Annotated in this window: 15 protein-coding genes; 9 read left to right on the top strand and 6 right to left on the bottom strand. The window is 68.0% G+C overall.

Annotation, left to right across the window (positions count from 1 at the left end; translation table 11 throughout):
- Positions 1–69 precede the first annotated feature (69 nt).
- Together ABIE00_RS24185 and ABIE00_RS24190 are read left to right on the top strand one after the other, a co-directional pair.
- On the top strand, positions 70–393 hold the full coding sequence (locus tag ABIE00_RS24185; RefSeq protein ID WP_354263131.1) for a hypothetical protein: 324 nt from the start codon (positions 70–72) through the stop codon (positions 391–393).
- Positions 393–1,949, top strand: coding sequence for an alpha/beta hydrolase family protein (locus ABIE00_RS24190; protein ID WP_354263132.1), 1,557 nt, complete (start codon positions 393–395; stop codon positions 1,947–1,949). The genes ABIE00_RS24185 and ABIE00_RS24190 overlap by 1 nt, the downstream gene beginning before the upstream one ends.
- On the opposite strand, the gene ABIE00_RS24195 is transcribed toward ABIE00_RS24190, so the two are convergent.
- Entirely contained in the window at positions 1,903–2,331 is a 429-nt protein-coding gene (locus ABIE00_RS24195) for a phage holin family protein (RefSeq protein WP_331573364.1), read from the bottom strand. The genes ABIE00_RS24190 and ABIE00_RS24195 overlap by 47 nt on opposite strands.
- A gap of 59 nt (positions 2,332–2,390) precedes the next feature.
- Here ABIE00_RS24195 and ABIE00_RS24200 point away from each other — a divergent pair, with 59 nt between their 5' ends.
- The 5 genes from ABIE00_RS24200 to ABIE00_RS24220 all read left to right on the top strand — a co-directional run bounded on the left by ABIE00_RS24200 (position 2,391) and on the right by ABIE00_RS24220 (position 8,218).
- Entirely contained in the window at positions 2,391–3,509 is a 1,119-nt protein-coding gene (locus ABIE00_RS24200) for a histidinol-phosphate transaminase (RefSeq protein ID WP_354263133.1), read from the top strand.
- A gap of 148 nt (positions 3,510–3,657) precedes the next feature.
- Positions 3,658–4,902: a pyruvate dehydrogenase (acetyl-transferring) E1 component subunit alpha gene (pdhA, locus tag ABIE00_RS24205; RefSeq protein ID WP_354263134.1), complete on the top strand. Its 1,245-nt coding sequence runs from the start codon at positions 3,658–3,660 to the stop codon at positions 4,900–4,902.
- Positions 4,902–5,882 carry an alpha-ketoacid dehydrogenase subunit beta gene (locus ABIE00_RS24210; protein WP_354263135.1) on the top strand — a complete coding sequence of 327 codons (981 nt, stop codon included), beginning with the start codon at positions 4,902–4,904 and terminating at the stop codon, positions 5,880–5,882. Before pdhA ends, ABIE00_RS24210 begins: the two co-directional genes overlap by 1 nt.
- 87 nt (positions 5,883–5,969) lie before the next feature.
- The gene (locus ABIE00_RS24215) at positions 5,970–7,499 is read left to right on the top strand and encodes a dihydrolipoamide acetyltransferase family protein (protein WP_354263136.1); all 1,530 of its coding nucleotides are present in this window, start codon (positions 5,970–5,972) and stop codon (positions 7,497–7,499) included.
- An 89-nt stretch (positions 7,500–7,588) separates the two neighbouring features.
- On the top strand, positions 7,589–8,218 hold the full coding sequence (locus ABIE00_RS24220; RefSeq protein WP_354263137.1) for a phosphatase PAP2 family protein: 630 nt from the start codon (positions 7,589–7,591) through the stop codon (positions 8,216–8,218).
- A gap of 38 nt (positions 8,219–8,256) precedes the next feature.
- Here the strand turns inward: ABIE00_RS24220 and ABIE00_RS24225 are convergent, their stop codons facing one another.
- The 3 genes from ABIE00_RS24225 to ABIE00_RS24235 all read right to left on the bottom strand — a co-directional run bounded on the left by ABIE00_RS24225 (position 8,257) and on the right by ABIE00_RS24235 (position 10,531).
- The gene (locus ABIE00_RS24225; protein ID WP_354263139.1) at positions 8,257–8,598 is read right to left on the bottom strand and encodes a hypothetical protein; all 342 of its coding nucleotides are present in this window, start codon (positions 8,596–8,598) and stop codon (positions 8,257–8,259) included.
- Between the two features lie 149 nt (positions 8,599–8,747).
- A complete protein-coding gene (locus tag ABIE00_RS24230) occupies positions 8,748–9,179 on the bottom strand; it encodes a universal stress protein (RefSeq protein WP_331573350.1) in 432 nt (143 codons plus the stop codon).
- A gap of 56 nt (positions 9,180–9,235) precedes the next feature.
- Positions 9,236–10,531: an aminotransferase-like domain-containing protein gene (locus tag ABIE00_RS24235; RefSeq protein WP_354263140.1), complete on the bottom strand. Its 1,296-nt coding sequence runs from the start codon at positions 10,529–10,531 to the stop codon at positions 9,236–9,238.
- 123 nt (positions 10,532–10,654) lie between these two features.
- On the opposite strand from ABIE00_RS24235, the gene ABIE00_RS24240 reads away from it, so the two are divergent.
- Both ABIE00_RS24240 and ABIE00_RS24245 read left to right on the top strand, forming a co-directional pair.
- Complete coding sequence (locus ABIE00_RS24240) at positions 10,655–11,314, top strand: isocitrate lyase/PEP mutase family protein (RefSeq protein WP_354263141.1); 660 nt, start codon at positions 10,655–10,657, stop codon at positions 11,312–11,314.
- Positions 11,289–11,576: an isocitrate lyase/phosphoenolpyruvate mutase family protein gene (locus ABIE00_RS24245; RefSeq protein ID WP_354263142.1), complete on the top strand. Its 288-nt coding sequence runs from the start codon at positions 11,289–11,291 to the stop codon at positions 11,574–11,576. The genes ABIE00_RS24240 and ABIE00_RS24245 overlap by 26 nt, the downstream gene beginning before the upstream one ends.
- 44 nt (positions 11,577–11,620) lie before the next feature.
- Here the strand turns inward: ABIE00_RS24245 and ABIE00_RS24250 are convergent, their stop codons facing one another.
- Positions 11,621–12,553: a GerMN domain-containing protein gene (locus tag ABIE00_RS24250; protein WP_354263143.1), complete on the bottom strand. Its 933-nt coding sequence runs from the start codon at positions 12,551–12,553 to the stop codon at positions 11,621–11,623.
- 181 nt (positions 12,554–12,734) lie between these two features.
- Positions 12,735–13,301, bottom strand: a complete 567-nt coding sequence (locus ABIE00_RS24255) for an NAD(P)H-dependent oxidoreductase (protein WP_354263144.1) — start codon at positions 13,299–13,301, stop codon at positions 12,735–12,737.
- Between the last annotated feature and the right edge of the window lie 90 nt (positions 13,302–13,391).

Below are 13,391 nucleotides of genomic sequence, written 5' to 3' on the forward strand. Positions count from 1 at the left end.
GTCGTGGGCAGGAACCGAGGGAAAGACCGGGCGCCGGAGCGCCGGCCCAGTGGGGATGGGGGTAACCCAATGAGCGCAAGCATCACGGCGGTGAGCGCGGGCATTACGGCGGCTGATGCCGCGGCATGTTCGGCGCGCAGCTTTGAAGTGCAGCTGTTGGCGGGGCAGGTGGAGACCTGCGCGGAACAGCTCGATGCCGTGCGGGCCAGGCTCTCTCAGCTCCAGCTCATGCAGTGGCAGTCGCCTGCGGGTCAGGCCTACCGCTCCAGCCTCCGGGTGCAGGCGATTGCCCTCTCCGGGGCGCGGGAACGGGTACTTGCCGCCGCACTGGCGCTGCGGCGGCACTCCGTCCATGTCGCAGAGTCGGCCCTTCCTGCAGCTGGCGGCTACTGATGGCCGAGGCGCCGCCGGGCGGCAGCGGCGGTCAGCTCCGTCCGGTCGAGCCGGCCTCCGACGGTGTCCTTTCCGTGCGCGGCGGAGTGGGCGGGATCACCTTCCAGCTCGAGGAACTGGATACGGGGGCGCGGGAGCTGGACACCCTCGCCCGGGATTTGGCGGCCGTAGAGCTGGGTATCCACCGGGTATGGGAGTCGCTGGGAAGCTACCAGCGGGACGATCCGGCCAGCGGTGCCGAGGCATTGGCCGCTGCCTGGGAGGGGCGGCGTTCTGTGGCGGCGGTGCGGGAGGAACTGGAGCGGCTGGCCGGCGGTGTGCGTGCCTGCCGGCTCGAGTACAGCGCTGCCGAGACGGCGAATAAGCTCATTGCGCACTTCCACTGGGACGCATCATGGTTGTGGGGACGGCAACTGCTTGACGTTGGCCTGGCCGGGGACCGGCGGGACTGGCGCCTGAATACGGCCACCAGCGAGGCGATCGCTTCGAGTGATCCCGTGGTGGCCGGCACGATTCTGGCGGCGCTCCTGGGCGCGCGGCTGGGTGCCATGGACGCTGCCGTGAAGATGGCGCTGACGTCCGGCATGACGGGGTCGAGTGTCCCCGCCCTTGCGCGGATGCTGCTGGACCGTGTCCTGCCGGAACTCAGGCCGCGGCCGGTCACGGCACTGAAGCAGGGCTCCATGGACATTGGCCTGGACGCGTCCCCGGCAGGTCTTCTTGCCCGGGCCGGGGCGGTGGGTGCCGCCGGCCCCGGCCAGATCGAGGTCATCCGGACAACGAACGGGGAACGGGACGCGTTCATCGTGATCATTCCCGGAACGCAGCCTGGCAACATGGGCGGCCCCAACCCGTTCGATGAGGCCGGCGTCGGTGAGGCCTTCGGGTACGGGTCCCAGTACACCGCCGCAGCAGTCCGGGCGGCCCTCCGGCAGGCCGGGGCCGAAGCCGGGGACCAGGTGGTGGCCGTGGGCTACAGCCAGGGCGGCATCCATGCCATGAACCTCAGCCAAGACAAGGCCTTCCTGGCCGAGTACAACCTCAAATACGTGCTGACCGCGGGATCGCCGGTGGGCGCGATAACTCCGGAGCCGGGCGTCAGCAGCCTGCATCTGGAGCACCGGCAGGACTGGGTTCCGGGCAGTGAAGGCCTCCCCAACCCTGACACCAGGGACCGGGTGACAGTCACGCTCAACGGCCTGGTCAGGACCCCGCCCGGTGAGGACGCCGGCCTTGGCCCCGGGCACAGGCTCACCAACTACGAGGCCGGGGCCAGGGCTGTCTCCGCGAGCTCCGACCCTTCGCTGGTGGCGTCCACCGGCGCCCTGGCCGCAGTGGTGGGGGCGGGCGGAACGGCCAGGGCCACCCGGTTCCAGCTGGTCCGTGCACCGAAGCCGCCTGTGCCTGTGCGGCAACTGCCCCTGCTCGATCTGGGCAGGACCATCCTTCCCATCAGCGGTGGCGTGGGCGCGGGCGGTGGTGCCGGCGCGCGGCCGGGCGGCGGTGGCGTCAGCGGTGGCGGGCGCCGGGAAGCCGGTCAGCCACCAGGGAAATGACGGTGATGATGATGGCAGCCAGCACCGCGGTCCAGAAGAACGAATCGATCGTAAAGTGCACCGGCGTGTAGCCGCTGATCCACGAGGTGAGGTACAGCATCGCGGCGTTGATCACCACCGTGAACAGCCCCAGCGTCAGGATGGTGATGGGCAGGGAGAGGAAGCTGACCACCGGCCGCACAAACGCATTGACCAGGCCAAAAATCAGCCCGATGAACAGGTACGCGAGGACAATTCCGGCGGCATCGGTTCCCTGGTTCACCCCGGTCTTGGCCACAGCCTCCGTGGTGGCTGTGGTGGAGATGTCCAGGCCGGGCAGAAGCCAGCTGGCAATCCACAGCGCCAGTCCGTTAATGATCACGCGCATGATGAAAGACCGCATGCGCCCATGCTGTCACACCGCAAGGCCGGGCTGGCAGCCGGGGGCATAGGCTAGGTGGCATGACTTCATCAGAGACTATGGCGGGGGGCCTGAGGCCCCGACCGGTGGTTGACCGGCTGCCCCGCTACGCTGCAGGTAAGCCGCCCGTCGCCGTCGACGGCCTTGCAAGCTACAAACTGTCGTCCAACGAGAACCCGCTGCCGCCCATCCCGGCCGTGGTGGAGGCCATTGCCGCCCAGACAGACTTCAACCGCTACCCCGATCCGCTAAGCACCAAGCTGCGCACCGCGCTCGCAGGGTTCCTCGATGTGCCGGCCGAAGACATCGTCACCGGCGCCGGCAGCCTCGGCGCGCTCACCCAGCTGCTGAGCACGTTCGCCGGCCAGAACGACGACGGCAAACCTGACGAAGTCATCTACGCGTGGCGGTCCTTTGAGGCCTACCCCATCTGCGTTGGGCTGGCCGGGGCAGAGAGCGTCCGGATCCCCGTGACGGCTGACGGGCGTCATGACCTCAACGCCATGGCCGCAGCCGTGACCGCGCGAACCAGGGTGATCCTGCTGTGCACCCCCAACAACCCCACGGGCCCCATTCTGACTGCCGAGGAAACTGAGCGCTTCATCAAGGCCGTCCCCTCGGACGTGGCGGTGGTCATCGACGAGGCCTACCAGGAGTTCGTCCGGGCAGAAGACGCCGTGGACGGCATCCGGATGTACCGCAAGTACCCCAACGTGGTGGTGCTCAGGACGTTCTCGAAGGCTCACGGCCTCGCCGGGCTTCGCGTCGGCTACAGCGTTTCCCAGCCACAGCTCACCCAGCACCTGCGCGTGGCCGCCACCCCGTTTGCAGTCTCGCAGATCGCCGAACAGGCCGCCGTGGTGTCGTTGCAGAATTTTGACCAGGTTGTAGAAAGGGTACAAAGCCTGGTGGAGGAGCGGGACCGCGTGACAGCTGGCCTCCGGGACCTCGGTTGGTTCGTTCCGGACGCCCAGGGAAACTTTGTCTGGCTCGATCTGGGCGAGAACAGTGCGGAGTTTGCGCAGCTTGCCGGGGAGCGGGCGCTGTCTGTCCGGGCTTTCGGAAACGAAGGCGTCCGCGTCAGCGTCGGCGAAGTGGAAGCGAATACGCGTTTCCTGCAACTCTGTGCGGTTTACACAAAACCGCCGCGCCGTTCCTAGCGCTTAACAAACATCCGGCGCTACCTACGCCGGATAAAGTAAGGAACAGTAAGCCAAATATATATGCCCCGCCGGGAATACATTCCCGAAGAGGCATATATCCCAGCGACATTGCAACGCATCCGGATGCGGCAGGCAAGGAGACGGTATGGGCGCAACACATCTGCCCTCCACCGAGTTCGATGGAACGGAACTGGACGACCAGCTCGAGGCGCAGGCCGAGGCTGCCCTGGGCGTGCCTCCGACAGAGATGGTCCAGCTTCTGGGCCCCGATGGCACGCTGGGAACAGACTCCGTGTTCTCCGAGTACGCCGGGCGTCTCGACGCCGAAAAGCTCCGGGGTTTCTACGCGGACATGGCGGCCATCCGCCGCTTCGACCAGGAAGCCACCGCCCTGCAGCGGCAGGGCCAGCTGGCACTGTGGGTGCCGCTGACCGGCCAGGAAGCAGCCCAGATCGGATCCGGACGGGCCAGCCAGCCGCAGGACTACATCTTCCCCACCTACCGCGAGCACGGCGTTGCGCTGACCCGCAACGTGGACCTGGCCGAACTGCTGAAGCAATTCCGCGGCGTCTCCAACGGCGGCTGGAACCCCAAGGACACCAACTTCCACCTGTACACGCTGGTCCTGGCCGCGCAGACGCCGCACGCCGTCGGATACGCCATGGGCATCCAGCGCGACCAGAAGCTCGCCGAAGCGCAGAGGCTGGAAGGCGCCCAGGGCGTGGAAGGCACGGCCGAGCCCAAGGCCGCCGTCATGGTCTACTTCGGGGACGGTGCGAGCTCCGAGGGCGACGTCCACGAGTCCATGGTCTTTGCCTCGTCGTACAACGCCCCGGTGGTTTTCTTCTGCCAGAACAACCACTGGGCCATTTCCGTGCCCACCGCTGTGCAGACCCGCATCCCGCTGTCCAACCGCGCCAAGGGCTACGGCTTCCCGGGCATCCGGGTGGACGGGAACGACGTCATCGCGGTGCACGCCGTCACCGAATGGGCGCTCGAGCACGCACGCCAGGGCAACGGCCCCGTCCTGATCGAGGCCTTCACCTACCGCGTGGGCGCCCACACCACAGCCGACGACCCCACGAAGTACCGCGAGTCCGCAGAAGAGGCCCTGTGGCGCGAAAAGGACCCGTTGGACCGTCTGGAGAAATACCTCCGGGCCGAGGGCATGGCCGACGACGCGTTCTTCGCCGAGGTTGCCGCCGAGGGCGACGAGCTCGCCGCCTACATCCGCAAGTCCACCTACGCGTCGGACGCCCCGGACATCAGGACCGCCTTCGCCAACACCTACGTCGAGGCGCATCCGCTCGTGGCCGAGGAACTGGCATGGTTCGAAGAGTACAGCGCCGGCTTTGCCGGCGAGGACGAGGGAGACGGGGCAGGCCGCTGATGACCACCATGACCATAGCCAAGGCCATCAACGAGGGCCTGCGCGCCACCCTCAGCAACAACCCCAAGTCCCTCCTCATGGGCGAGGACATCGGACCCCTCGGCGGCGTTTACCGCGTCACCGACGGCCTGATCGGCGAATTCGGCGCCGACCGCGTGATGGACACCCCGCTGGCAGAATCCGGCATCATCGGCACCGCGATCGGCCTGGCGCTGCGCGGCTACCTGCCCGTTGCGGAAATCCAGTTCGACGGCTTCGTCTTCCCCGGCTTCAACCAGATCACCACGCAGCTGGCCAAGATCCACTCGCGCAGCAACGGCAACCTCACCGTGCCCGTGGTCATCCGCATTCCCTACGGCGGCGGCATCGGCTCCATCGAGCACCACTCGGAATCGCCGGAGGCACTGTTCGCGCACACCCCCGGCCTGCGCATCATCACCCCGTCCAACCCCCACGACGCCTACTGGATGATCCAGCAGGCCGTGAACTGCCAGGACCCGGTGATCGTCTTTGAGCCGAAGCGCCGCTACTGGCTCAAGGGCGAGGTGGACACCGAATCGGCCGGCCCGGCTGAAGACCCGTTCAAGGCCCATGTGGTCCGGGAGGGAACCGACGCCACCGTGGTGGTCTACGGCCCGCTCGTCCCCGTCGCCCTCGCCGCCGCCAACGCCGCGGCCGAGGACGGCCGCAGCATCGAAGTGATCGACCTGCGCTCCATCTCACCGATCGATTTCGACGCCATCGAAGCCTCCGTGAGGAAAACGGGCCGGCTGGTCGTGGCGCACGAGGCACCCACCTTCGGCGGCATCGGCGGCGAAATCGCTGCCCGCATCAGCGAACGGGCCTTCCTGTCGCTGGAGGCTCCGGTCATCCGGGTCGGGGGCTTCCATATGCCGTACCCCGTGGCCAAGATCGAAGAGGACTACCTGCCGGACATCGACCGCATCCTTGAGGCACTGGACCGCGCCTTCGCATACTGATGCTAAGGCGCACCAGCGCCGGCTGACTCTTTCGCCTACCGCCTCCGCACCTCCCGGAGCGCCCGAGCTTTCGAACCCGAGGATCCCATGACGCTTAACAAGTTCAACCTCCCCGACGTCGGTGAGGGCCTGACCGAGGCAGAGATCGTTTCGTGGAAGGTCAAGCCCGGCGACGAGGTGGCCATCAACGACGTCCTGTGCGAGATCGAAACGGCCAAGTCCCTCGTGGAGCTCCCGTCCCCGTTCGCCGGCACCGTCGCTGAACTGCTGGTCCCGGAAGGGGCGACGGTCGACGTCGGGACGGCCATCATCAGCGTGTCTGACACGATGCACGGTGACCCCACCCCGGCCGACGCGCCCGCGCCAATGTACGGAAAGCTGCCGGCGGACGCCGGGTCCGGCGCCGCCGGTGAAAAGTCCGACGGCGGAGCTGCCGCCGGCGGCCTTGCCGCCGGTCCGCTGGTGGGTTCAGGTCCGAAGGCCGACGCCGTGAAGCGGCGCCCGCGGCTGACCCGGCCCGCGATACCGGCAGATACGGTCCACGGTGCTCCGGAAGTGGAGCCTGTCCAGCCCCACTCCGCGCAGGAGGTGCTCGTGGACGTTCCTGCCAGCGCAGCAGGGCCAGTGGCCGGGCCCGTCCCAGCAAGGCGGCCTGAGTGGACTCCGGCGCTCGAGTCCGACAAGCCGACCATTGGCGGGGCCATTTCCGGGCTCATGACCAGGGTCCTGGCCAAGCCGCCGGTGCGCAAGATCGCCCGTGACCTCGGCATCGACCTGGCCGACGTCGTGGCCACGGGCGCGCGCGGCGAGGTGACGCGCGAGGACCTGGTCAGCTACCAGGCTCAGCGCGACGCGGAACTGGACAAGGCGGACACCTTCTGGGGAACGTCCGGCCGTCCCCAGGAGCAGCGGGTCGAGCGTATCCCGGTCAAGGGCGTTCGGAAGGCGACCGCCAAGGCCATGGTGGAGTCAGCGTTCTCCGCGCCGCACGTGAGCATCTTCGTGGACGTGGATGCCAGCCGCACCATGGAATTCGTCAAGCGGCTCAAGGCTTCCCGCGACTTCGAGGGCATCAAGGTCTCCCCGCTGCTGATCCTTGCCAAAGCCGTCATCTGGGCCGCGGCAAGGAACCCGAGCGTGAACGCCACGTGGGTGGACAACCCGGACGGCAGCGACGCCGCCGAGATCCACGTGAAGCACTTCATGAACCTGGGCATCGCCGCGGCCACGCCGCGCGGGCTGATGGTCCCGAACATCAAGAACGCCCAGGACCTGTCCCTCAAGGAACTGGCGCTGGCCCTCAACGAGCTCGCCACCACCGCTCGTGCCGGCAAGACCCGGCCGGCGCAGATGCAGGGCGGCACGCTGACCGTCACCAACATCGGCGCCCTGGGCATCGACACCGGCACCCCCATCATCAACCCCGGTGAAGTGGCCATCGTGGCGTTCGGCACCATCAAGCAGAAGCCGTGGGTCCTGGACGGTGAGGTCATTCCGCGCTGGATCACCACGCTCGGCGGATCCTTCGATCACCGCGTCGTGGACGGCGACCTCTCCGCCCGCTTCATGGCCGACGTCGCTGCCATCCTGGAAGAGCCGGCCCTGCTGCTGGACTAATTGCTCACCGGGCTGCTCGACTGACGGGCCCCGGAGGGGTACCCTCCGGGGAAAGGGGGATGGACCGGACAGGCAGGGACGGGGTTCCCATGGGTGAGGATCGCGGGGTCGTCAGCATCCGCGTGAAGAACCGCGTGGCCCGGGTCATCACGGAAGCCCTCCAGCCGCCCGTCACCGTGGCGCTGCTGCTGCTCCTCAGCCCGGCCATGGAACCCGGCTTTCCGGGTACCGTCTGGTTCGGCGCCGTGGCGGTGCTGTTTGTCTGCGTGCTGCCGCTGGCCGCCGTCGTCCTTCTGGTGCGGATGGGCAAGGTGACAGACCACCACGTCAGCGACCGTAAGCAGCGCGCACCGGTGCTCGCCATGACAGTAGTATCGCTGCTCGCGGGGCTGGGAGTGCTCCTGGCCATCAACGCACCGTACAGCGTCATTGTGGTGGTGCTCGCGATAGTTGGCGGCGTGGTGGTGCTCGCTGCCATCAGCCTGTTCTGGAAAATTAGCGGCCACGCCGGGTCCATCGCGCTGACGACGGTCATCTCGGTGCTGATCCTGGGTGTCCAGTGGCTGCCGCTGCTGCTGCTGATTCCTGCTGTCGGCTGGTCCAGGGTGGTGCTGCGCGCCCATACGGTGGCGCAGGTTGTTGCGGGTGCCCTGGTGGGCGGCGGAGTCACCGCCGGCCTGTGGTGGCTGCTGCGTGAGGTGCTGGTCCGGGCCGGCTGACACCGGAGACAGGTCCCAGGGCAGATGCCGGGGCTGGCTCAGTAAGCGGCGTAGGAGTTGGCCAGCAGCTGGGCCATGGCCGGATCGCCGGACATGCCTGCCAGGCTCACCGCGGCGGCCAGCATAACGCCGCAGACGGCGGCGATGCCGGTGCTCACGAGCGTGAGGAACTTCCAGTCTTCGCGGATGACGCTCTTCAGCGTGTCCGGCAGCTGCAGGTCGGGAGAGATGAGGTTCGGGGCGCTGTCCACGGAACCGTCGTCGAGGAGGGCGATCACGCGGCCGGCGGAACGGTCCACGCGCATGGCGCTGATGTGGTTGCCGTGGCGGGCCAGCAGGATGTCGTGTCCGACGAGGTGGCGACGCTGGAGAGTAAGCACAGTGTTCCCCTGAAAGGTAGTTTTGGGTTTGTCCGCACCATCGGGGGCAACTCCAATTTTATCTTTCAGGGCATGCCGGAATGCCGGAAAACGTGGTGAGACTGCCCACCAGCCCGGGTGATCCGCGTCAAGTCAGGTCCTCGGCGCGGCTAGTCAGCTCCGTAGGTATTTGCGATGTAGACGTCGCAGGAGGCACTGTGCGCGACGCTGTTTGCCACGCTGCCCAGCACGCGCCCCAGGCCCTGCATGCGCCGGTTTCCCACAACGATCATCCTCGCCTCGAGCCGGTCTGCCTCCCTGACCAAGGCTTCGGCCGGCTTGCCCCGTGCGGAGGAATAGGTGATGTCCAGCTCGCCGCCGGCCAGGCCGGCCGCCACGTCCCGGGCCACCTTTTCTGCTTCCCCGGCGTCCGAGACGATCCACCGGTCGCTGCCGCTGCCGAAGACCTCCGTGCGGTCGGTATCGAACGCGGACACGACGTGGAGCCGCGCGTCCAGCGCTGCGGCCAAATCCCGCGCCACCTCCGCCGCCTTGCGTGCAGTCCCGCTTCCGTCAACACCCACAATGATGGTTCCCGCCATGGCCCAATCTCCTTTGAATGTCGTGACTACCCTGGATGTTCAGTCCGCCGCCCAGCTTAGGGCAACGCGTCGATGGCCGCCTGCAGCACCGGCGCCAGGCGCCGCACGCCCTCGGCAATGGCTTCCGGGGGGACCGCGCTGAACGCCAGGCGGAGCTTGTTGGACGGCTCATCCGAATGCGTGAACGCGGCACCGGGAATGAAGACGACGCCGGCATCAATCGCCTTTTGGAGCAGGGGATACGTGTCCACGCCATTGGGCAGCGTCACCCACACGAAGAACCCGCCCTGCGGCCTCGTCCAGCGGAGCCCCTCCGGCATGTGCTCCTCCAGCGCCGCCAGCATCGCATGGCACCGCTCGGCGTACAACCCTCGGTAAGTCTCGATCTGTCCCTTCCAGTCGTAGTCCCGGAGAAAGGCGGAGACGAGCATCTGGTTCAGCGTGGGCGGGCACAGTGTCACCGCCTCCGAGGCCAGGTAGTAGCGGCGCTGCAGGTGGGCAGGAACCAGGGCCCAGCCGATGCGCAGGCCCGGTGCAAAGATCTTCGAGAACGAGCCCATGTAGATGACGTCGTCCGGATTGCCTGCCCGCAGCGGCGCCAACGGCTCACCGTCGAACCTCAGCAGGCCGTACGGGTTGTCCTCCAGCACCAGAATGTTGGCGCGGCGGCAGATGTCCACGACCTGCTGCCGGCGCCCGTGGGACAGTGTGATGCCCGACGGGTTGTTGAAGTTGGGGATGGTGTAGAGGAACTTGATGTTTTTCCCGGCCGTCTGGAGCGCCGCAATCCGCGCCTCGAGAAGCTCCGGCACCAGCCCGTCGTCGTCCATGGGAACGGCCTCTACCTGGACCTCGTAGGCCTCGAACGTGTTCAGTGCCCCCACATAGGTCGGCTCCTCCACAAGCACCACGTCGCCTGGGTTGCAGAACACCTTGGTGGCCACGTCCTGGGCGGACTGCGAGCCGGCGGTGATCACCACGTTTTCCGGCCGGGCGTCCACGATACCTTCGGCGGCCATGACTTCGCAGATCTGTGTGCGTAGCTCCTCGGTGCCCTGGCCGCCGCCGTATTGGAGCGCGGTGAGGCCGTCCTCGGCGATGATCCGGGCGGCTGTCTGGGCGAGCTTGTCCAGTGGCAGCGACTGCAGATAGGGGCTGCCGCCGGCCAGCGAGACCAGGCCGGGCCTCATGGAGATGTCGAAAACGTCCCGGACCGCCGACTGTTTGATGTTCGCGGCGCGCTCGGAGAAGAGTTCGTCGTGGCGGTGGGCGGAGGTCGCGGCCCGCTCGATGGCATCAATGGCTTCGGCGGGGAGGACGGCTGCGGCGGCGTCGAGTGTCTCGTGGGTCACAACCCCAGACTACAGCCATAGGTTGCTGATTAGGCAACACCTGTTGACCAAAATGTGATGCCGATTCTGAACTGCTCCCCGCGGACACTTTACCTTCGGCAGGGCAAGGCATGGAATGGAGCCATGACGTCACTCGAGCCTACGCCCGCACTGTCCCAGCACGCGGAGTACCAGTCCGCGAAGTCCCGGTCCGCCCAAGCCGACGCCTTCCGCCAGATGCACGCGGGCGGTCCTGTCCCGCTGGTGTTGGTGAACGTGTGGGATGCCGCATCGGCCCGGCTGGTGGAGAAGGCCGGGGCGCGGGCGATCGCCACCTCGAGTTCGGCCATCTCGTGGAGCCTCGGATTTCCGGACGGGAGCCACGTTCCCCCGGGCTTGGCCTTTGACGCGCTCGGCAGAATTGCCGCGGCCACGAGTGTCCCCGTCACGGCGGATATCGAAGCCGGGTATGCGGGTGCGGACGGCACTTTCGACGACGGCCTGCTCCGGCAGACCGTCGCGGCGGTGCTGGCGTCCGGCGCCGTGGGCGTCAATATCGAGGACTCCGGCGGTGCGTCCCTCACGGCAATGGACGAGCAGGCCCGCAGGATCAGCCTGGTCCGCAGCATCGCCGAGGAGTCGGGGGTGCACCTCTTCATCAATGCCCGGACGGACACGTACCTTTCCGGGCAGTTCGGGGACTCCGCCTTCGACGAGACACTGGAGCGGGCCGAAGGCTACCTCGCCGCGGGGGCCGACGGGATTTTCGTGCCGCGGCGTGACGGACCTCCACATCCTCCATGAGCTGAGCAGGCGGATAGCGGCACCGCTGAACGCCCTTGCCGGTATCGGATCGGCGTCAGTGGGCGAACTGCACGACGCCGGTGTGCGGCGGGTCAGCATCGGCGGCAATGCGGCAAAGGCGGCCTACGCAACGGTTTCCCGCGTAGCCGCCGAAGTCCTGGGCGACGGCAACTGGTCAGAACTTGCCGGTTCGCCGAGCCACGCGGACATGGACGCGCTGTTCTCCCGCGAGGCTGGCTCTCCCGGGAGTGTGGGCGCCTAGGGGTCATGGCGCCCAGCGTTTCCGAGCGCTAACGTCCCTGAGCCCTAGCGGAGACCGAGAACCTCGTCCAGCGGCACGCCGCTGACGTAGATTTCCGCCCGGACGGCATTCACGGCCGTGACGGCTGTATGGGTGAGCTGCGCTTCGATCCGCGGAAGATCACAGACGCCACCGGGCTGGACTGCGCCGGCCAGGTTCACCACCACGGTAGTGCCGTCGAGGTAGCCGGACATGTACTGCAGCGAGGAAGCTTCCAGTGCGTTGTAGAGGCCGCTCGCGGGCGGTGCGCCCGGGCCTGAGAGCAGCCTGCTCATGGCGGCCTGCAGCGGCTCAGTGATGCTGGAGTCGGTATTGTGCACGGCCACCAGGCTGTCGTTGCAGCCGAAGCGCACACCGGACCTGCCGCCGTCGTCGATCGCCACGTAGTAAACCGCGGTGCCGGCGCTGGCAGCGCCGGAGGCGCCGCCTGCACCTGCGCCCGGCAATGCGGAGCCCGGCGCCGTGGGAGGCGGTGTAGTGGAACCGGGTGTAGGGGCGGCCGAAGCCGGGCCGGCCGCGGCTCCCGAAGCGGGCGCCGGCTGCTGCGCGGTCCCGCCCGGCAGCTGCGCCTGGGTGTCCGGACCGGCGACGCCGGTGCCGAGTCCGCTGGTAGCCGGGGTGCCGGCGGCCGGGCCGCCGTTGCCTGCGCCTGCGGACGGAAGCGCCGGGCCGGTGGCGGGAACGGGTTCGGAAACCCCGCCTGCTGTTCCCGTACCGGCGGGGCCCTGGCCGGAGGAACCCAGGCCGGATCCGGCCACGCCCGCTTCCTCGGGCGGGCTCACGGGAGGCGCCGGTTGGGGTGCGGGCGCCGCCGCGGGGGCGCGTCCGGCGTCGTACGCATTTTGGACGGGAGCGCAGGAGGCGAGCCACAAGGGGAGCGACAGGCAGAACGCGGCGACCGCCCGCGTCAGCGGTCTGGCTCCCCAGCTCGACTTCATGACTGCACTGCACTCCCTGCCCCGGCACGTCCCGTACATCAACGTTACGGCCGGCCGGCGGGCCGCGGAACGGCGCCCGGGTGTCGGTTTGGCCGCAGCTCAGTCACGGATTGGTTGCGGCCTTTGCCCCGGCCGTCCGGCAGCGCGGAGGGCCGGGGGCGTGCGAAGGGGGAGGAGCCGCTTAGGCGGCTGCGCCGGCGGGCTCGACGGCGGCAAGGGCGCCGAAGAGTTCCTTGATCTGCTCAACGACCTCGGCGTCGTCCTTCGGGTGGGTTTCCGCGAAGCGGACCATGGAGCCGGGGACGGCGAGCTTGGCGTCCTCCAGGACGCGGGCGCCGGCGATACCGGCAGCCTTGCGGGCCTCGTCCTGGGCCCAGACGCCGCCGAACTGGCCAAAGGCGGTGCCGACGACGGCGGTGGGCTTTCCGGCGAGGGCGCCGGCGCCGAACGGGCGGGACAGCCAGTCGATGGCGTTCTTCAGCGAGGCGGGCATGGTGCCGTTGTGCTCCGGGGTGACCAGCAGCAGGGCGTCAGCCTGGCCGGCTGCCTCGCGCAGGGCGGTTGCGGCTGCGGGGACCTGGCCTTCAACGTCGATGTCCTCGTTGTAGAACGGGATGTTGCCCAGGCTCTCGTGGATCACAATCTCGATGCCCTCCGGCGCGTTCAGCTGGATGGCTTCGGCCAGCTTGCGGTTGTGGGAGTCGGCGCGCAGGCTTCCCACCAGGGCGAGTACGGTGCTCTTGGACATGTGAACTCCTTAGGTCTTGCCGCGGAACGCTCCGGGGCGAGTGGATCTTGGAGGCGTTTGGTGCCTTCACCCAGACTAAACGGACTACGG

Origin of the sequence: Arthrobacter sp. OAP107, assembly GCF_040546765.1 — a bacterium.
Taxonomy (GTDB): domain Bacteria; phylum Actinomycetota; class Actinomycetes; order Actinomycetales; family Micrococcaceae; genus Arthrobacter.